Below are 19046 nucleotides of genomic sequence, written 5' to 3'. Positions count from 1 at the left end.
CCCCGTACGGCCTAGGTTGAGGCCATGCACACTGTCGTGATCCTGGCGCTGGACCAGGTCATCGCCTTCGATCTGGCCACCCCGATCGAGGTGTTCACCCGCACCCGGCTGCCGGACGGCCGGGAGCCCTACCGCGTCCGGGTCTGTGCCCCCGCCCCCGCCGTCGACGCCGGGGCGTTCGTCCTCCAGGCGCCGTACGGGCTCGAGGCGCTAGCCGAGGCCGACACCATCGTCGTACCGGGCCGCGGCGACCCCCTGCTCCCGGTCCCCGACGAGGTGATCGGGGCGCTGCGGGACGCGGCCGGGCGGGGCACCCGTATCGCCTCGATCTGCTCCGGCGCCTTCGTCCTCGCCGCCACCGGGCTGCTCGACGGACTCCGCGCCACCACGCACTGGCTCGGCGGCGCGCTGCTGGCCGAGCTCCATCCGAAGATCCAGGTCGACCCGGATGTGCTCTATGTGGACAATGGCCAGTTCCTCACCTCGGCGGGCGCCGCGGCCGGGCTCGATCTGTGTCTGCACATCATCCGGCGCGACCATGGCTCCGCCGTGGCCGCCGACGCCGCCCGGCTGTCCGTGATGCCCCTGGAACGGGAGGGCGGACAGGCCCAGTTCATCGTCCACGACCAGCCTCCCGTGCCGCGCGGATCGCTGTTCGAACCCCTGCTGCGGTGGATGGAGGACAACGCCGGACGGGACCTCACCCTCAATGAGATCGCCGCTCACGTCGGCATGAGCACCCGCACCCTCAACCGCCGCTTCCGTGAGCACACCGGCACCACCCCGCTGCAGTGGCTGCACCGCGCGCGGATCCGCCAGGCGCAGTATCTGCTGGAGGCCACCACCCACCCCGTCGAGCGCATCGCCGCCCAGGTCGGATTCGGCTCGCCCACCTCCTTCCGGGACCGCTTCAAGCGCGTCGTCGGCACCAGCCCGTACGGCTATCGCTCCGCCTTCCGGCGAAACGCGGGATAGCCGCTGGGCGATCCACCGGATGGGCTCGGGCGCGGGTCGAGGCGGGCTCGAGTCACGGCGGCGACCATGGCCTTCTCAGTGGGAACGACCGCGAGGAGCGCCCATGTTGGACCTCGGCCTTGAGGGGCGCACGGTCCTGGTCACCGGGGCCACCGGAGCCCTCGGCAGCGCCGCCGCACGCGCCTTCGCGGAGCAGGGCGCCAGGGTCGCGCTCGCCTTCCGGCACCGCCGCGAGGCCGCGGAGGCGCTGGCCGCCGAGCTGTCCGGACCGGAGCGGGGCAGGGCCTTCGCCGTGCCGTACGCCCTGGACGACGCCGCGTCGCCGCGCTGGGTCGTGGCCGCCGTCGAGCAGCACTGGGGCGGGCTGGACGTGCTGGTGGCGGCCGCCCGGCGAAGGGGAGCGCGGCGCGAGCCGCACGCCCGGTTCGAGGACGTCCCGGAGGAGCACTGGCGGCCGCTCGTCGCCGACTCCTTCGCGCCCGCGATCCGCACCGCCCAGTGGGCCGTCGCCGGGATGCGCAAGCGCGGCTGGGGCCGGATCGCGCTGATGGCCCCGCCGTACGCACCGGAGGGCGACCCGGGTGGGGAGTTCCACGCGGTGGCGCGGGCCGGGCTGCGGGGTCTGGTCCGCGGTCTGGTGGACGAGCTGGGCGGGGATGGAGTGCTGATCAACGCCGTGTGCCCTGGGCCGACTTCGCCTGACCGGTCGCCGACCACGCCTTATCGACCCCCGACTTCGCCTGACCGGTCGCCGACCACGCCTTATCGACCCCCGATGTCGTCCGATCGGCCACCAGCCATGGCTGATCGACCACCGACCTCGCCCGATCGGCCACCGGCCGCGTCTGATCGACCATCGACCTCGGCCGATCGGCCGCCCACCGCTGCCGAGGGCCCCATGACCACCCCCGAGGACATCGCCCGCGCTCTCGTCTTCCTGTGCTCGGCGGCCAACGGCGCGATCACCGGCGAGACGCTGACGCTCGCGGGGCGCCGCTGAGCCCGCCGGGGGCGGGAGGAGGCGGCTCGGTGTCATGTCCATCGGCCGGACGGGTCGGTCCGGCCGCCTTGACCTCTGCGGGAGGTGACCGTGCGCGTCCTGTTCACGACCTGGGCCTCGGGGGCCCATCTCGTCCCCATGGTGCCGCTGGCCCGCGCCCTGCTCGAGGCCGGGCACCAGGTGCGGGTCGCGGTGCCGTCCGAGTGCGCCGCGGCAGTCGCCCGCACCGGCCTGGTGCCGGTGCAGACCGGCGCCCTGCCCCTGGCGGTGGTCAGAGCGCCGGACGCGGTCCACCGCCCGCGCGGCAGCTGGCCCACGGACTGGCCGGTGCGGCCCGCCGCGCTCACCCCGGAGCAGCACGGCGCGCTGCGCGCGTGCGGCGACCGGCAGGTGCGGATCGCCGAGGCGATGGCCCAGGGCCTGGTGGCGTTCGCCCGCTGCTGGCAGCCGGAGTTGGTGGTGCACGACGCGGGCGCGTACGCGGGCACGGTGGCCGCGGGGGCGCTGGGTGTGCCCGCGGTGGGCCAGCTGTGGGGGAGCGCGGCCGTCCTGCGGCTGGACCGGCAGCGGCTGGAAGGCCCGCCGCTGCCCGGTTACGCGCGGCTGATGCGGCGTTACGGCGCCGACCCGGCCCGCGAGCCCGACCTGTGGCTCGACCCCTGCCCGCCGAGCCTCGCGCTGCCCTCGCGGGCGCGGCGGCTGCCGGTGCGCCTCGTGCCGTACGACGGGACGTCGCCGGATGAGGCGCCGTCGCCGTACGAGGCCCGCCGCGCCCGGGCCCGCCCCGGGCGCCCCACGGCCGCGTCCAGCGGGCGGCGCGGGCCGGGTGGCGGCCCCGGGCGCTCAGGGCCGGTGCGGGTGTGCGCGGCGTGGGACGACGCCGGTGGCCCGCCCGACGCCGTACGGGCCGCACTGGGCGCCGCCGAGGCGCGGGGCGTGGAGGTCGTCCGGGTCGGAAGCGCCGCCGAGGGGCGGCCGCCCGCCGGGCCGCTGCACCGGGTGCTGCCGGGCTGCCGGGCGCTGCTCCACCAGGGCGGGGGTGCGGCGGTGCTGGCCGCCGCCATGGCCGGGGTGCCGCAGCTGATCGTCGCACCCCGCCTGGAGCACCAGCTGAACGGGGCGCGGCTGGCCCGGGCGGGCGCCGGGATGTATCTGCCCGCCGATGGCCTCGACACCACACGGCCCGGGGCGCGGGCGGCGGGCGCCCGGCTGGCCCTGGATCTGTTCGCCCTGCTGGAGCAGCCCTCGTACGCCGCGGCGGCGCATGCCCTGCGCCGGGAGGCGCTTGCGATGCCCGGCCCGGACAAGGCGGTGCAGGCGGTCACCCGGCTCACGGGCCCTGCGGTCTGAGTCCGCCGTCCCGCGCCGCCCGTATCGTCGGGCCACGTGAAAGGCCCCCCACCGGAGTGGGGGGCCTTTCACTGTCTGTGCGCCGCCAGGGACTCGAACCCCGGACCCGCTGATTAAGAGTCAGCTGCTCTAACCAACTGAGCTAGCGGCGCCTGCTGACGTAGGAGACCTTAGCACCCGGACGCCACGGAGTGAAAATCGATAAGTTTCAGCCCGGAAAGGCGGCGGATGCGCTGGTCACAGCCGTGCCGACAAGATCGCCACCGACGGTGCGCGCCGCTCTCACACAGGCCCACAGCAGCACCTCGGGGCCGGGCAGCCAGGGGCCGCGCACATCGGGCGCGACCAGCCAGCGCGGCGGCGACGGCATCGGGGCGGACTCCCGGTCGGCGGGCTCCCCGGCGCCGGATTCCGGGCCGTCGTGCTCCAGGGGCGCCGCCTCCTGCGGACCGGGGTCCGGAGGGAACAGCGGTGGCACGGTCACCGCGTCGCCCCGGCCGTAGCAGAGCAGCGGGGGAGCCGCCGCGCCCCACTCCTCCCAGCCGAGCAGCGCGGGCAGCCGCTGGGCGGTCCCCGGGGTGGCGAAGAGCATGACCCGGCCGCCCTGGGCCGCGACCGGTCCGGTGCCGGGGCCGTCGGTCCATAACCGCCCCACTACCCGGCGGCCGAAGAGCGCGTCCATGCTGATCACGTCGAACGCCGTGCCGCACGGCAGCGTCACCGGGGCGGCCGGGGCAGCGGCCCACAGGGCCTGCACACGACGCGGGGAGGCGCTGGCCGAGGCGAGCCAGTCCGCGCCCGCCGGGGTGACGAAGGCGGCGGTGTGCAGTGAGTCCTGCGGCGATCTGCTCATGTTTCCACCTTTACCGTCGGCGATGACGGTGTAGAGAGATGAGAGGAAACCGGGACATCGGACGGCGATATCGGGTACCTTCCGCCCGCATATGCCCCGGGCTCACGCCCGCGGTCAGTCCAGCACCTCGCCGCCCCGCATCAGCTCACGCCCGAACTCGACCATCTTCTTGGCGTAGTCCTCGGTCCACTCGGCACGCTCGGCGATCACGGCGGGGGTCAGCCGGTCGAACCGTCTCGGGTCGGCGAGCTGCGCCGCCGCCATCGCCTGAAACTCCATGGCCCGGTCCGTCGCCGCGCGGAACGCCAGCACCAGCTCCGTCGAGCGGGACAGCAGCTCACGCGGGTCTTCGATCGACTCCAGGTCGAAGAAGTGTGCCTCGTCCGACGCGGCGGCGGCCGGTTCGAAGAGCAGGGGCGCGGGCTTCAGCCGCCGGGGCGCGGAGCCGTGCCGGCCGTGAGCCGAATCCGGCTCGGGCATGTGATCTCTCCTCCTGGCTCGTGAGACACGTACGGTTCGCGGGTCTTGTCGTCTCCATTGTCGCGCGTACGGCAAGGGTGCCCCCGCCGTACGCCGCCGACCTGGGGTCTCTCCCCACCCGACCGCCCCCTGAACCATGACCGCACCTCTCGCCCCGGTGGCGCGCCACCGTACGGCCACCGGGAGCGTGCCGTCCTTACGGCCGCCAGAAGGCCCCTTCACCGGCACCGGAAGCCGCCCGCACGCCCTTTGTGGGCACCGCCCTCACGCCCTCACGGTTTACGGCCCCACGCCCTTACGGCTGCCATGACACCCGGTGCTCGGACAGGTGCGCCAGCACCGCGTGGTTGGCCTCCCAGCCGTCCGGGAACTTCACCGTGACGCCGAGCTGCACCGGCTCCGTGGACGGATGCTCGTCCAGCAGCTCGGCCACGCCCGCCCGGCACACCACCACACACGCCTGCCGGTGCCGCGACGCCAGCACGCACAGCCGCCCCGTCTCCAGATGGAAGGCCGTGGCGTCCGGCCGCCCCGACAGCGGGTGCAGCACGACCGTGACATCGAACTCACGCCCTTGGAGGCGATTGGCGGTGTCGACGGTGACGCCGGAGACTCCGAGCCCCGCCAGCGCCGCCCGGACCGCCGCCGCCTGGTCCCGGTGCGCCGTGCCCACCGCGATCCGGTCCGCGGCGACCGGCTGCGGCTCGTCGGACCGCTCGCTGACCGCCACCGCGCCCCGGTCCAGCAGCCGCCGCACCACCTGGGCCACGGCCGCTACCGCCTCCGGGTCGGTGCGCGGGGTCCGCCGGGCGGGCAGCTCCAGCAGCCCCCAGCCGGACGCCGCGGCCTCGTCCAGCACCCGGTCGGGGCCCGAGCCGTCGGAGGCCACCCCGAAGCTCAGCTGCCGCTCGCGGTGGCCGGTGCCGCTGCGGAAGGGCGTGTACGGGTAGAACGCGTGCGAGACCAGCGGCGCGGCCGAGGCCGGGAGCCGCCAGGAGACCGGCAGCCGGTGCTGCGGGAGCCGCGGATTGTGGGCGAGCAGGGTGGTGACCGCGCTCGCCGACGGGTCGTACGAGAGCCCCGCCCACTGGTCGGCGCCCACCACGCTGAACGGGTCAAGCTGCCCCGGGTCGCCCACGAACAGCGCCCGCTCGAACAGCCCGGCGACCGCCAGCAGCGCGTCGGAGCGCATCTGGTACGCCTCGTCCACGATCGCGTGCCGCCACGGCTCGACGTGTTTGATGTGCGCCCACTTCGCGGCCGTGGAGACCACGATGTCGAGCCCGGCGAGGTCGGCGATCTTCGCGGAGGTGCGGACCGACTCATGGCCGTCGAGTACCGGGTCGTACGGATGCGGATCGCTGCTGTGCAGCCGCCCCACCGGGAGGTCGGGATCCGCCGTGGCCAGCCGGTCCACCAGGTCGTCCACCTGCGCGTTGGTCTGCGCGACCACCATAAGAGGCCGTCCGGCGGCGGCCAGCTCCCGCGCCGCCCGCACCACCAGCGTCGACTTGCCCGCGCCGGGCGGGGAGTCCACGACGACGCCGCGGTCCGCTCCGTGCAGCGTGTCGTGCAGGATCGCCGCGGTGGCGCGTGCCGCGGCGGCCGACGGGTCGAACGGCTCGTCCGCGCGGGCACGGCCCGGGTGGGCCGCGGCGGCGGCCGGGTCCGCGCCGATCACAGATGGTCCTCCTCGGTCATCGGGTCGGGCTGGGGGCCCTGGGCCGGGGCGGCGGCGTCCGGCGGGCCGCCATGGGTCCATGGGGTGCTCTCCACGTCGGGCAGCTCCGGACCGCCGCGCGGGGCGTGCTCGAACAGCGTCCAGCACACCAGGTCGCCCTTCTCGGGCACCGTGCCCGGCTCGGGCTCCTTGCCCCGGCCCATCCCGCCAGTGAGCCGCACCACCAGCGCACGGCCCGGGCCGTGGGCATGGCTCAGGGCGTCCGTATCGCCCAGACCGTCCGTATCGCCCGGGCCCTCCACGACATCGGCCCCGTGGTCCCCGTCAGCCTCGTCGGCGCCGTCAGCCCCGTCCAGGTCCGCGAGACCGGCGAACTCCCCGCTCTGCGCCCTGCCGTCGGCCGTCACCCGGTGCAGCTTGACCCGCTCGGCCAGGTGCGGACGGTCCTCGGTGCGGATCGTGACCAGCGGGCGCGGGCGCGGCACCTTCGCGTCCGACCAGGCCATCTCCACATCGGTCACCTCGCCCGCGAACGCCTCACCGGCCAGCCGCCGCCCCGCCATGACCAGCGGATCGTCCAGCGCCTCATGGGCGTCCAGCTGGGCCTGCGCGGTCTCGCGCGCGGCGAGCTTCTGCGCCGCCGTCACCGCGTCGTCCAGCTTGGGCTGCGGCGGCTCCCCGGCCCGGACCCGGTCCCGGTGGCCGGTGTAGGACCAGCGGTCCCGCTTCCAGCGGTCGGCCACCCGCGCGCCCTCCGGGAGGGAGCGCAGCAGATCCACTCCGTGCCACAGCGCGTCCCAGGTGGGCCGCAGCTGCGACGCGATCAGCCCGCGCAGCTCCGTCTCGGCGAGCCGCAGCCGCGCCGCACCCCCGGCCACGCCCTGGGACGCCTCCGTACGGGCGGCGTCGTAGCGGGACATCGCCGGGGCCAGCAGCTTGTTGTCGAAGGCGGGGTCGGTGGACGGGCCCGCGGGCGGGCAGCGCAGCAGGCCGTCCCCGTCCCGCTCCGACTCCGCCCGTAGCGCCGCCTCCGCGCCCGGTGCGCCCTCCGGGGGGTCGATCCAGGCCAGCAGTGAGCCCAGGTGCTGATCCTCCAGGTTGCTCTGGCCGGTCGCCCAGTGACGGCTCAGCAGCTCGGTGAGCGACAGCAGCAGACAGGAGCCGGGCACCCGCGACCGCTCCCCGTAGTGGGTCAGCCACCGCCCCAGCAGCGGCACCCGCGCGGGCGCCGGGAAGGGCGTCTCCGGGTCCTGTTCGGCGGTCCGCCGGAACCGCATCGACCGGCCAAGCAGCCGGACGAACGCCACACCCGCGGTGCTGGGCACCAGCAGCTGCGGCGCGTCCGCACAGAGCTCGACCTGGACCGGCACCTTCTTACCGGTCTCGGGATCGGTCTCCTTGCGCTCCTCCAGGTCGACCTCGTCCGCGTACGAGTCCAGATACGGCTGGATCTCCTCGGCGAGCTCGGCCAGGAACGCGAACCGCAGATCGCGGTCGCGCGGCTGGGCCACGATCAGCAGCCGCGGTGCGTCCCGGTCGGTGCCCACCAGCGCCCCGAGCGGCGCCCCCGCCTCACCGGCGGTGGTGAGCGGGACGAACGCCAGCGGGCGCGGCGACAGATGGCGGTGGCGCACGGTGGTCAGCGGCTGGGCCCGACCCTCCCGGACCGCCTCCATCCGGGCCAGGGTGGTGATCAGCGACATGCCACCGCCTCGGGGCGGGCCGCGAGCGCCTCGGCGCGCAGGGCCGCCGCGCGGCGCAGGGCGTCCACGGCGGGGTCACCGGTGGGGGCCCCGTCGGCGGGGCCGTTCATGGCGGCCGTAAGGACGGCGTCCACGGTGGTGAGCCCGCCCAGCTCGCCCCGGACGCCACGGCCCAGCGCCTCGACCCGCCCCGCCGCGCGGGACCGGATCCGGCAGTGGGCGGCCAGTTCGCAGGTGGACAGGCACTCCGGGGCGTACGCCGCGTCCACGGCGTCCACGGCGGCCGTGAGCTCCCCGACCGGCCGGGTCGGGATCCGGCCGTCGTCGGTGAGCCTGAGGTCGAAGGTGGTGCCCTCGGGGAGGGCGGCGGCGATCTCCTCGATCCGGGTCAGCCGGTCCAGCTGCCGCCGGGTGACCGCCAGCTGCTTGCGCACATCGACCAGTTCGGCGGTCGGCAGGTTGGAGAAGTCCTTGGGGCAGACGAGCAGCACCTGATGCCGCACCCGGGCCCGCACGGGACCGCGGGCCGCCTTGCCCGCCGTCTCAGCCGCGCCCGCCGGATCCGTGGTGCCGCCGCCGTCCTCGTCCGGCTCGCCGATCATCGATGCCACCCGCTCCAGCGCCAGCGTGTAGACCGCCGACTGCCGGGCGGCCGCGCCCACCTTGGCCGGGTCGGCGGAGCCGTCCACCATGGGGAAGGACTTGATCTCGATGACCGTCCACGACCCGTCGGGGTGCACCACGACCGCGTCCGGCTCCAGGAAGGCGGACGAGCCCGCGACGTCCAGGCTCACCATCGGATGGTCCAGCAGCGCCCAGCGCCCCGCCTCCGTGGCCTCCCGCAGCGCGAGCGCCGTACGGGCCGTGCGGCCCTGTGGCCCGGACGCGGTCAGATCGGGGGTCGCGACGGCGCCGGGGCCGGACGGCTCGGAGCCGTCGCGCAGCCGCTCGTGCAGCAGCCGCACCAGGTCCGCGCCGCCGTCGGCCTTGACCCGGGCCTCGAAGGAGTTACCGCGCTGATGTGCGAACTGCGACTGCCCGAAGTTCGCGGGAGCCCCCAGGGCCTGCGCCAGCGCGCCCTTGTCGACCCCGGCCCCGTCCAGCAGCGCACGGCGGCGGCAGCCCGGGTTGGCGGCCAGCGCCGCCAGCGCCCGGGCGTCCATCGGACGGGGAGCGGTGGTCGGGCCGCGCAGCTCAGCGAGCCGCTGCCGGAGCCCCGTCGTCCGCCGTGGGGGCCGCGTCGCCCGTGGCCGTGGCGTCGCCGCCCCGGCCGCCGGTACCGGCACCGGCTCCCCGGCCGCCGTCGTCCTCGGCACCGTCGGTGCGTTGCCTGTCCGCGCCCCTGCCCTGCTGTCGGGGGATCCGTTCCCGTTCACGCGCCGCAGTCTCGCACTTGTCACCGACATTCGCGGGCACACCCGCGTTTCGGGAGGCGACGGTGGCCTCCCGGGCCGGGCGCAGGCGGGTGCGCAGGGCACCCGAGAGCCGCAGCGCGGGACGCGCCAGCAGCGCCCCGAGGCCCATGGTGGCGACGCCGGCGGCGGCGTCCAGGAAGTAGTGGTTGGCGGTGCCCATCACCACGAGCGTGATCGCCAGCGGATAGCCGACCGCGCCGACCTTGGCCCACACCGAGCGTCCGTGCCGCCACAGGGCGACGCCGCACCACAGCGCCCATCCCACATGGAGGCTGGGCATCGCCGCGTACTGGTTGGTCAGCCCGCCGAGCCCGCGCGGTGCGCTGGCGTCGCTGCCCCACCAGCCGTACGAGCCGTACTGCGCCATGGTGTCCACGAAGCCGTGGCCCGCGTCCAGGAGCCGCGGCGGGCACGTCGGCAGCAGCGTGAAGCCGATGAGCCCGATGACCGTGGAGACCAGCAGCCAGGTGCGCAGAAAGCGGTAGTCCGACGCCTTACGGCGCTTCCACAGCCATATCAGGATGGCCGGGGTGAAGACGTAGTGCAGCGAGGCGTAGGCGAAGTCCGCCGGTATCCCTACGAGCGCGTGGGCCGTGAAGAGGTCGTTCAGCGGTGACTCGAAGTCGATGTTCAGACGCTGTTCGAAGTGGAGGATCGCCAGACCGTGATCGACGGCGGTGGACACATCGCCGCGGGCCAGGAGCCGACCGGCCGAGTACGCGGCGTACACCACCGCTATGAGCGGCAGTTCGGTCCACCATCGGGGCCGACCGCCCTGTGCTGCTCCGGCACGGGGCACGGTGTGGGGCATTCGGACGCTCTCCAAAGTTCAGACGGCCAGAAAAAGGCGCGCGGTCAACCGTACGGTGTAGGCGAGGCGACCTACGCACCACCCCCATCCGCGAGTGCGTCCACTGTCGGAGTCCCGGTCGGACCCCTGGTGGACTCGCACGCAGCCTGGAAGACGCCAGGAGCGCCCCACAGGTTGCCCGCCGATCACGTGGGCGATGATGGAGGGATGGCGATCGGCCATGTGCCGGTCCCGTGATGTGCATGAAACCGCAGGCGGCGACGTGTAATGGCGCACGGCGGCGCGGCGGCGCGAAACCGGTGAAAGAAGGCACTGCCCATGGCCCCACGCATCCTCCTGGCCCGGCACGGACAGACGCGGTGGTCGCTGGCCGGAAAGCACACCGGCCGTACGGACATCCCGCTGCTGGACGAGGGGCGGCGCGGCGCCAAACTGCTCGGCGAGCGGCTGCACCAGAGCCCCTGGGCGGGCCTCCCGGACGCCGAGGTGCGCACCAGCCCGCTGGCGCGGGCGAAGGAGACCTGCGCGCTGGCGGGCTTCGGCGACCGGGCCCGGGAGTGGGACGCGCTCCTGGAGTGGGACTACGGCGCCTACGAGGGGATGACCCCCGCCGAGATCAAGGCCATCCGGCCGGACTGGCTCATCTGGCGCGACGGGGTGCCCGAGGGCGAGTCGATCGCCTCGATCGCGGCGCGGGCCGACGAGGTCGTGGCGTGGGCGCGCTCGGCCGACCGCGATGTGCTGGTCTTCGCGCACGGCCACGTCCTGCGGACGCTGGGCGCCCGTTGGCTCGGCCATGACGCCTCCTTCGCCGCTCGTATCCGGCTCGATCCCACGTCGCTGTCGGTGCTCGGCTGGGCGTACGGCGAGCCCGCAATCGAGCGCTGGAACGACACCGGTCATCTCGACTGATCGGGCCATCCCGGCTGAACCGGTCATTTCCCGATCGAGGGGCCGAACCGGCGACCGGCGTCAGACCGGGCTGGTGCGGCCGGTCGCCTCGAACCGGCCGGTCGGCTCGGGGCGGGCGGTGGTCGCCTCATAGCGGGCGAGGAAGTCCGCGACCGCCTCATCGCGACCGTAAGGACGCAATATCCGGGCCGTGTCATCGAGCATCCGGCGGATCCGCGACGACTTCACCTGGTCCAGCAGGCCGAGCGCCCGCCCGGCAGAGGCGGCGGCCGCGTCCGGCGCGCCGCCCGCCACCAGATCGCTCGCCAGCTCCGTGGTGAACAGCGCGATATTGCGGGTGAAGTGGGGGTTCTGGAGGGCCACCGCGCGCCGCGCGTGCTCAATGGCGCGCTTCCAGTCGCCGAGCGCCGACCAGCACTGCGCCTCCAGCCCCTCCAGTTCGGCCTCCCCGAAGAAGCTCATCCACTCGGGGTCGGCGTCGCAGGGCCCGCGCCCGAACAGCGTCCCGGCGCGGAGCAGCGCCCGCTCACAGCCGCCCCGGTCGGTCAGCCAGGCGAGCCCCCCGGCCTCGCGCAGCGCGAGCAGCGAGAGCAGCCGTGGCGAGGCGAGCCGCTCGGCGACCCGCTGGGCCGCCTGTGCCGCCCTTACGGCCTCGCGGGGGTGGCCCGCGTCGCGGGCGAGGAACGCGGTGTTGCAGAACGCGTGCGCCTCCAGGGCGGCGTCGCCGGAGACCCGCGCGGTGGCCAGGGCCTCGGCGTAGTGGGACCGCGCGTCGGACAGCCGCCCGGAGTCATGGGCCAGCCAGCCCACGGAGATGGCCAGTTCGCCCGCGCCCGCGAACAGCCGCTCGGCGATCGAGCGGCTGTAGCCGCCCGCGTCGAGCAGCGCGTAGGCGGCGCTCAGCGGTTTGGCGGTGTGGGCGTAGAGGGGGTCGGCGCCGTGCCGGTCGTCCAGCACCCGGATCCGCCGTACGGCCTCTTCCACGGCGGCGGCCTCGGCCTCGCCCACCCGCCGACCCGCCCGCCGGGGCGGCGTCCCGGCCCGGGGCGCGGCGGCCACGGCGGCGGCCGCCGCCCCACCGGCCATGAATGAGCGGCGCAGCAGTTCGCTCTCCTCGAAGACGTCGACGGAGCCCCTGTCCTGGGGCTCGCGGGGCCCGGGGCGCGGGCCGGGCACGGGCACGGGGACGGGAGGGCCCGCGGGGCCGCGCGCCTGGTGGCCGCGCACCGATTCACGGGAGGCGAAGCCGAGATCCGTAAGGGCGCGGTCGGGGAACATATGGCGGAAGACCCGCTCGTACGCGTAGTTGGGGCAGCGGATCGCTCCCGACTCGACGCGGCCGATATAGCGGGCGTCGCAGGAGACCTGCTCGCCGATCTCACGGGCGGCGCGGCGCACGGACGCCGCGAACTCGGCGGGCGAGAGCTGTCCGCGCAGTCGGCGGAACGCGGTGTTCGGCCGGGGTGGCGGCGGCTCTGGAAGCGGCATCATCTGAGCCTCTCCCTTGGTGATGCCAGGTGGGCGGGGGAGAACCGTACCGGCTGTGAAATCCACGACACTCGGAGATTTCCGGCAAAGGTGATATCTCGCCCATGATCTGCCATGAACTGCCATCCTTTACGGCGGCATTCGGCCGTAGCCGTTGACACCGCCGCGCGTTGAACCAGGTGCTACCCGATGAAGAGGGAGGCCGGAGTGGATACCAGCCGCTCACGGACGACTGGCCAGCACCCCCAGCGCCAGGACTGCGATCTCGTCACCGTGCCAGCCCGCCAGGGGCTGGAGGCGGTGGACATCCTGCGTCGTGCGTGCGACGGCCTCGGCCCCGTCCTGCATGACAACGCCTGCGACACCCTCGGCTTCCTGGTCCCGCCCGGTACGGCGGACGGCTGGGACCTGCCGGGGTCGGCGTGTACCCAGACATCCGGGCGCGGGATCCGGATAAACATCGGCTCCGGGACTGGCGCCGAGACCGGCACTGACACCGGCGACTCCGCCGAGGCGGGAGACTCCCGAAGTGGAGGCTCCGCATTCGGAGATTCCGCTTCCGCATTCGGAGCGAGCGCATTCGGAGCCAGCGGATCGGGAGTCAGCGAGTCGGGTGCCAGTGGATCCGGAGCCACCTCCGCCTCTGCGGACGCCCCGTCCGGAGTCACCGCCTCTGGAGGCGGTGACTCCGGAAACGCTGGCCCCGGAGACGGTGAATCCGGTGTGGCCGGGATCGAGGCCCCGCCGGGCGTCGGCACCGGTTGGCTGGTGCCGCCCGACGCGGCGTACACGGTCGCCACCGACCCCGCCGAGCTCCGGGCCGCGCTCGGTGAGGCGGCCCGCACGATCGAGGCCGTCGACCGCTGCCAGTGAGCCCCGGGGACTGTCAGTGGTCGGCCCCATACTGGGACACATGGCGAAAGGCACGAACAAGCGAGCCGCGCGCGGGCGCGGAGCGGCGCGGGGACGCAGCCCCGAGCCGGTCACCGCATCCGTCGACGGGGGGCTCGCCGAGCTCGTGCCGGACCGGGACCGGCCGCGCGGTTGGACGCTGCTGCTCGACGGCAAGCCACAGTCGCATGTGGACCTCGACGACCCGGCCCATCTCGACTTCGAGTACCAGCGCAGGTTCGGCCATGCCGCCGATCTCGCCGCCCCTCCCGGCCGCCCGCTGCACGCGGTCCATCTGGGCGGCGGCGCCTTCACCCTCGCCCGCTATATAGCGGCCACCCGCCCCCGCTCCACCCAGCAGATCATCGAGATCGACGCCCCGCTCGTCCAGTTCGTCCGGCGTGAGCTGCCGCTGGACCCCGGTGACCGGATACGGGTGCGCGGTGCGGATGCCCGGGCCGGGCTCGCCAAGGTGCCCGACGGCTGGGCGGATCTGATCATCGCGGATGTCTTCGGTGGGGCGCGCACGCCCGCCCATCTCACCAGCGCGGAGTTCCTCGCCGAGGTGCGGCGCGCCCTGCGCCCGGACGGGTGGTACGCCGCGAATCTCGCCGACGGTCCGCCGCTGGCCCATCTGAAGGCCCAGATCGCCACCGCGCGGGCCGCGTTCGCCGAGGTGTGTCTCACGGCGGACCCCGCCCTGCTGCGCGGTCGCCGCTTTGGCAACGCCGTGCTGCTGGCCGCCGACCGTGAGCTGCCGCTGGCCGAGCTCACGCGCCGTGTCGCGGGCGATCCGCATCCGGCCCGGGTCGAACACGGGCGTGCGCTCGCGGACTTCACGGGTGGCGCGGCCCCGGTCACCGATGCGACGGCCGCCCCCTCTCCGGCCCCGCCGCCCGCCGTCTTCACGTGACCGCCCCGGCGGTGACTTTCCCCTCCCCGCCCCTTCCCGTAACCAGGGGCTCCGCCCCTGGACCCCGAGCCCGGGGCGAAGCTGCCACGGAGAGGGCCCGAACCAACCGGCAGACCCTCACGACGCGGTCGGGGCAGACGCGGACGGGGCGGGGCGGGGCCGGACCACGCGCCGGGGTCGGACCGGGCGGTGAAGTCCCATCATGCGGGCGGGGTCGGTGCCCGGGGGCTGGGGCGAGCCGGATCATGCGGCGGGATCCCACCACGCGGCGGGCCGCCGTGCGGCGGGGCCGCAGGGCGAGGTGGTGCGGCGGGGGTGGGGGGGCTCCCGGGGAAATCCCTAGTGTTCGTCGATGCGGACCTGGGGTGGGCCGTCGTGCCAGGTGCAGAAGATCGTCGTGGTGTCGGCGCCGGAGACGAAGTCCACCCGGATCCACTCGCTCTGCTTCCACACCTGCATCTGCCAGCCGCCGTCCGGGGTCGCCGAGACCAGATCCGCCGACGCCGCCCGGATGTCGAAGACCGCCCGGCCGCCCTTGGCCGGATAGCTGCGGACCTCCCCGCTCTCCTCCGGCCTCGGCGAATCCCGCCGGGACGGCGGCTGCGTCGGCTTGCGGGTGCGCCCGGCCGCATCGGACCCCTTGTCCTTGCCGCCGCCGGACCCCGCGTCCGCCCCAGGAGGCGATGGCGAAGACGGCGAGGGCGGTGGGGACGGTGAAGTGGCCGAGGACGAGGGCGGCTTGGGCCGATGCGTGGAGGAGGACCAGGCCCCGTTCGCCGACCCGGAGCCGTCCGTGATGGGCAGCGCGCGCGGCGGATCGTAGGCCGTCCCGGTCAGCACCGTCCGCACGCCGTACCACGACAGCGTGACCGCGGCGCCGGTCGCCAGCACCCAGGCCAGACATTGGACCAGACCTCTTTGCATCTTCCTCATCTTGCCTCACCCGAATGGCGTACGGTGCCGCTCATGGCAAGTGTGCTCGTGGTCGAGGACGACCAGTTCGTGCGCTCAGCCCTCATACGGCAGTTGACCGAGGCGTCCCACACCGTGCGCAGTGTCGGCACCGCTCTGGAGGCGTTGCGCGAGGTGGCGCAGATCGGATTCGACGTCGTCATCCTGGACCTCGGACTGCCCGATCTGGACGGGGCGGAGGTGCTCAAGATGCTGCGCGGCATCACCGATGTGCCGGTCATCGTGGCCACCGCCCGTGACGACGAGGCCGAGATCGTCCGGCTGCTCAACGACGGCGCCGATGACTACCTGGTCAAACCGTTCTCCGTGGCCCATCTCTCCGCCCGGATGACCGCCGTACTGCGCCGCGTCCGCGGGGGTGGGGCGGGGGAGCCGGGCGGCGCGGCGGCGCCCCCGGCGGTGCTCCGGGTCGGCGGGCTGGCCGTCGATCCGCTGCGCCGCCAGGCCCAGTTGGACGGGATGACGCTCGATCTGACCCGGCGGGAGTTCGACCTGCTGGCCTATCTCGCCGGGCGGCCGGGCGTCGTGGTGCCGCGCCGGGAACTCCTCGCCGAGGTCTGGCGGCAGGCGTACGGGGACGACCAGACCATAGATGTCCATCTGTCCTGGCTGCGCCGCAAGCTGGGCGAGACGGCAGCCCGGCCGCGCTATCTCCATACGCTGCGCGGGGTCGGCGTCAAGCTGGAGCCCCCGGTGGAGCGCGCGTGAGATGGGCCCTGGTCAAGGTCTGTCTGGCGGTCACGGCGATGGTCGTGGTCGCCTTCGCCGTACCGCTCGGACTCGTCGTCAAGGAGCTGGCCAGGGACCGGGCGTTCGCCGACGCCGAGCGGCAGGCCGCCACCATCGGCCCGGCGCTCGCCATCACCACCGAGCGGCCGCGGCTCCAGCGCGCGGTCGCCAGCACCCAGGCGGGCGGGGACGGCCGGATGGCGGTGCACGTCCCCGATGAGCCGGGGGACCGGGGGAGCGGCTACGACCTGGGCAAGAGCCGTGCGCCCAAGGGTGAGCTGGCCACCGCGCGGCGGCTCGGCCGCGCCTCGGTCTCCGACACCCCCGGGGGTTACGCACTGCTCCAGCCGACCGCGCTGAGCGGCGGTCAGGTCGCGGTCGTGGAGGTGTACGTCCCGCGCGGCGTGGTCACCAGCGGGGTGACCACGTCCTGGCTGGTGCTCGCGGGCGTCGGCCTGGCGCTGATCGTGGGCGCGGTGGCCATCGCGGACCGGCTCGGCACCCGGCTGGTGCGCCCCGCGGGACGGCTCGCCGAGGCCGCCCACGAGCTGGGCCGGGGCGAGCTCGGGGTGCGCGTCCCGGAGGACGGACCGGCCGAACTCCGGGCGGCCGCCGCCGCGTTCAACTCCATGGCCGACCAGGTGGTCCAGCTCCTGGCCGGTGAGCGCGAGCTGGCCGCCGACCTCTCCCACCGGCTCCGCACCCCGCTCACCGTGCTGCGCCTCAACGCCGCCTCGCTGGGCGAGGGACCGGCGGCCGACCACACCCGCGCCGCCGTCGCCCAGCTGGAGGGTGAGGTCGACCAGATCATCCGTACCGCGCGCCAGCAGAAGACCCCCACCCCCTCCGGCTGTGACGCCTCCGAGGTGATCCGGGACCGGATGGAGTTCTGGTCCGCGCTGGCCGAGGACGAGGACCGTACGGTGCGACTGGCCGGGGTCGACCGCACCGTAAGGGTGCCGGTCGCCCGCCCCGAACTCGGCGCCGCGCTGGACGCCCTGCTCGGCAACGTCTTCCGGCACACGCCCGAGGGCACGGCGCTCGCGGTGGACGTCCACAACGGCGAGGACAGCGTGATCATCCTGGTCTCCGACGCGGGCCCCGGCATCGCCGACCCCGACGCGGCGCTCCGCCGTGGCCACGGCGACGGGGGCCCCGGCTCGACCGGTCTGGGCCTGGACATCGTGCGCCGGGTCGCGGAGTCCACGGGCGGCGATCTGCGGATCGGGCGGTCCGTGCTGGGCGGCACCGAGGTACGGATGTGGCTCTCGCTGAACGGCGCCGGCTCCCCCGACCCGGGGCAACGGCGGCGCGGCCGTAAGAAGCGGACCCGGGGCCGCGGTCGGCCCAAGGAGCCCGCGGAGCATGAGAGGGCGCGCGGATAGGTGGGGCGGTGTCGCGGGGCGATGGGCGGCGCCTGGCGGCGTTGTCGTCGGTCGACGACGCTCCGCGTCGCCTCCCTCCTCCGCCCCACCTATCCGCGCGCCCTCTTAATCCCCGCCGATGGGTTCCTTAAGGCAGCCATAAGATCCGTGGCCGGTGCACGGATCCTGCCGTTTGTCCGACTTCCCCTCGCTAGCGTGTCGCCCGCACCATCACCCCCCACATCCGTACAGCGAAGGCAGGCACCTGATGAGCAGTACGCACCGTCGCAAGGCGAGCCGGACCACCAAGGTGATCGGCGCGACCGCCGCCGCCCTCGTGGCCGGCGGCACGGCGTTCGCGCTCAGCGGGGCGGCGAACGCGGGAACCGTCTCCGAGAAGCCCTCCGCCTCCGAGAAGCCCGCCGCGGCGGCGGGCGGCTTCGCCCCGTACATCGACACCTCGCTCTACCCTGCCTACGACATGGTGGGCACCGCCGACAAGACCGGCGTCAAGGAGTTCAACCTCGCCTTCATCACCTCCGGTGGCGGCTGTACCCCCAAGTGGGGCGGCGTCACCGAGGTCGGCGACAACGAGGTGGCCAAGCAGACCGAGGCGTTGCGCGCCAAGGGCGGTGACGTCCGGGTCTCCTTCGGCGGCGCCTCCGGATCCGAGCTGGGCCTGGCCTGCACCTCGGCGGACGAGCTCGCCGCGGCCTACGGCAAGGTCGTGGACGCGCTCGAGCTCACCAAGGTCGACTTCGACATCGAGGGCAGCGCGCTCCCGAACAAGGAGGCCAACACCCGCCGCGCCCAGGCGATAGCCAAGCTTCAGCAGGAACACTCCGACCTGGACGTCTCCTTCACCCTGCCGGTGCTCCCGACCGGCCTCACCCAGGACGGTGTCGACCTCGTCGCCAACGCCAAGGAGAACGGCGTGAAGGTCTCCGCCGTCAACATCATGGCGATGGACTACGGCGCGTCCTTCGACGACGACATGGGCCAGTACGCCATCGACGCCGCCACCGCGACCCAGGGCCAGATCAAGGACGCGCTCGGGCTGAGCGACGACGAGGCGTGGAAGACCGTCGCGGTCACCCCGATGATCGGCGTCAATGACGTCAAGAACGAGATATTCAAGGTCGACGACGCCTCCCAGTTGGTGGAGTTCGCCAAGTCCAAGGGGCTGGCCTGGCTGTCGATGTGGTCCGCGACCCGCGACAAGCAGTGCCCGAGCCCGCAGGACACCGCGTCGCCGACCTGCAGCTCGATCGACCAGGAAGAGCTCGCGTTCACCAAGGCGTTCGGCGCCTTCAACGGCTGACACCTGACGGGCCCCACATCACCACCCCCCACGGAAACCCCCCACACGGCGGGGCGCGGAAGGAATCCCCCACCCACCGCGCTCCGCCGTTTCCGTCGGTTCTTTCCCCTGCCCGCCTCTGCCCGCCGCGGGCGCCAGGACCCGCCGGACACCCCCTAGTGAGCTGGTCTTGAGTTGGGTCGTCGCCA

Annotated in this window: 17 protein-coding genes, 1 tRNA gene and 1 pseudogene; 10 read left to right on the top strand and 9 right to left on the bottom strand. The window is 74.2% G+C overall.

Features of this window, described 5'->3' with window-relative positions:
* Positions 1 to 24: 24 nt before the first annotated feature.
* From VT50_RS21085 to VT50_RS21075, 3 genes are all read left to right on the top strand, one after another.
* Positions 25 to 975, top strand: a complete 951-nt coding sequence (locus tag VT50_RS21085; RefSeq protein ID WP_046088153.1) for a GlxA family transcriptional regulator — start codon at positions 25 to 27, stop codon at positions 973 to 975.
* Positions 976 to 1078: 103 nt separating this feature from the next.
* Positions 1079 to 1975 carry an SDR family NAD(P)-dependent oxidoreductase gene (locus VT50_RS21080; RefSeq protein WP_046088154.1) on the top strand — a complete coding sequence of 299 codons (897 nt, stop codon included), beginning with the start codon at positions 1079 to 1081 and terminating at the stop codon, positions 1973 to 1975.
* Positions 1976 to 2065: 90 nt separating this feature from the next.
* Positions 2066 to 3325: a nucleotide disphospho-sugar-binding domain-containing protein gene (locus VT50_RS21075; protein ID WP_046088169.1), complete on the top strand. Its 1260-nt coding sequence runs from the start codon at positions 2066 to 2068 to the stop codon at positions 3323 to 3325.
* A 78-nt stretch (positions 3326 to 3403) separates the two neighbouring features.
* Here the strand turns inward: VT50_RS21075 and VT50_RS21070 are convergent.
* From VT50_RS21070 to VT50_RS21040, 7 genes are all read right to left on the bottom strand, one after another.
* Positions 3404 to 3477: transfer RNA gene (locus tag VT50_RS21070), tRNA-Lys, on the bottom strand.
* A gap of 56 nt (positions 3478 to 3533) precedes the next feature.
* Entirely contained in the window at positions 3534 to 4178 is a 645-nt protein-coding gene (locus VT50_RS21065; protein ID WP_046088155.1) for a bifunctional DNA primase/polymerase, read from the bottom strand.
* Between the two features lie 114 nt (positions 4179 to 4292).
* The gene (locus VT50_RS21060; RefSeq protein WP_020871076.1) at positions 4293 to 4658 is read right to left on the bottom strand and encodes a hypothetical protein; all 366 of its coding nucleotides are present in this window, start codon (positions 4656 to 4658) and stop codon (positions 4293 to 4295) included.
* 295 nt (positions 4659 to 4953) lie between these two features.
* Complete coding sequence (locus tag VT50_RS21055) at positions 4954 to 6336, bottom strand: AAA family ATPase (protein ID WP_206269451.1); 1383 nt, start codon at positions 6334 to 6336, stop codon at positions 4954 to 4956.
* Positions 6336 to 8042: a hypothetical protein gene (locus tag VT50_RS21050; RefSeq protein ID WP_046088156.1), complete on the bottom strand. Its 1707-nt coding sequence runs from the start codon at positions 8040 to 8042 to the stop codon at positions 6336 to 6338. The genes VT50_RS21055 and VT50_RS21050 overlap by 1 nt, the downstream gene beginning before the upstream one ends.
* Positions 8033 to 9205 carry a hypothetical protein gene (locus VT50_RS21045; protein WP_053048680.1) on the bottom strand — a complete coding sequence of 391 codons (1173 nt, stop codon included), beginning with the start codon at positions 9203 to 9205 and terminating at the stop codon, positions 8033 to 8035. The genes VT50_RS21050 and VT50_RS21045 overlap by 10 nt, the downstream gene beginning before the upstream one ends.
* A gap of 31 nt (positions 9206 to 9236) precedes the next feature.
* On the bottom strand, positions 9237 to 10268 hold the full coding sequence (locus VT50_RS21040; RefSeq protein ID WP_046088158.1) for a phosphatase PAP2 family protein: 1032 nt from the start codon (positions 10266 to 10268) through the stop codon (positions 9237 to 9239).
* 318 nt (positions 10269 to 10586) lie between these two features.
* On the opposite strand from VT50_RS21040, the gene VT50_RS21035 reads away from it, so the two are divergent.
* Positions 10587 to 11180 (top strand): histidine phosphatase family protein, encoded by a 594-nt coding sequence (locus tag VT50_RS21035; RefSeq protein WP_046088159.1) that lies wholly within the window; start codon positions 10587 to 10589, stop codon positions 11178 to 11180.
* Positions 11181 to 11240: 60 nt separating this feature from the next.
* Here VT50_RS21035 and VT50_RS21030 read toward each other — a convergent pair whose 3' ends face one another.
* Positions 11241 to 12671, bottom strand: a complete 1431-nt coding sequence (locus VT50_RS21030) for an NsdA family TPR-like regulatory protein (RefSeq protein WP_046088160.1) — start codon at positions 12669 to 12671, stop codon at positions 11241 to 11243.
* Positions 12672 to 12857: 186 nt separating this feature from the next.
* Here VT50_RS21030 and VT50_RS40505 point away from each other — a divergent pair.
* The 3 genes and pseudogenes from VT50_RS40505 to VT50_RS21020 form a co-directional block, all read left to right on the top strand.
* Positions 12858 to 13124, top strand: a pseudogene (locus tag VT50_RS40505) (hypothetical protein); the annotation flags it as partial.
* A gap of 267 nt (positions 13125 to 13391) precedes the next feature.
* Positions 13392 to 13541, top strand: coding sequence for a hypothetical protein (locus VT50_RS39660; protein WP_167396618.1), 150 nt, complete (start codon positions 13392 to 13394; stop codon positions 13539 to 13541).
* 40 nt (positions 13542 to 13581) lie between these two features.
* The gene (locus tag VT50_RS21020) at positions 13582 to 14472 is read left to right on the top strand and encodes a spermidine synthase (RefSeq protein WP_046088161.1); all 891 of its coding nucleotides are present in this window, start codon (positions 13582 to 13584) and stop codon (positions 14470 to 14472) included.
* Positions 14473 to 14811: 339 nt separating this feature from the next.
* Here VT50_RS21020 and VT50_RS21015 read toward each other — a convergent pair whose 3' ends face one another.
* Complete coding sequence (locus tag VT50_RS21015) at positions 14812 to 15396, bottom strand: hypothetical protein (RefSeq protein ID WP_046088162.1); 585 nt, start codon at positions 15394 to 15396, stop codon at positions 14812 to 14814.
* A gap of 42 nt (positions 15397 to 15438) precedes the next feature.
* On the opposite strand from VT50_RS21015, the gene VT50_RS21010 reads away from it, so the two are divergent.
* The 3 genes from VT50_RS21010 to VT50_RS21000 all read left to right on the top strand — a co-directional run bounded on the left by VT50_RS21010 (position 15439) and on the right by VT50_RS21000 (position 18858).
* A complete protein-coding gene (locus VT50_RS21010; RefSeq protein ID WP_206269449.1) occupies positions 15439 to 16152 on the top strand; it encodes a response regulator transcription factor in 714 nt (237 codons plus the stop codon).
* On the top strand, positions 16149 to 17558 hold the full coding sequence (locus tag VT50_RS21005; protein WP_046088164.1) for a HAMP domain-containing sensor histidine kinase: 1410 nt from the start codon (positions 16149 to 16151) through the stop codon (positions 17556 to 17558). Before VT50_RS21010 ends, VT50_RS21005 begins: the two co-directional genes overlap by 4 nt.
* Positions 17559 to 17805: 247 nt before the next feature.
* Positions 17806 to 18858, top strand: coding sequence for a chitinase (locus tag VT50_RS21000; RefSeq protein ID WP_046088165.1), 1053 nt, complete (start codon positions 17806 to 17808; stop codon positions 18856 to 18858).
* Positions 18859 to 19046 lie beyond the last annotated feature (188 nt).

The sequence above is a fragment of the Streptomyces antioxidans genome (assembly GCF_000968685.2).
Lineage (GTDB): Bacteria > Actinomycetota > Actinomycetes > Streptomycetales > Streptomycetaceae > Streptomyces > Streptomyces antioxidans.
The sequence above is the reverse complement of the archived record's forward strand: the minus strand, read 5'-3'. Positions and strand labels throughout refer to the sequence as shown.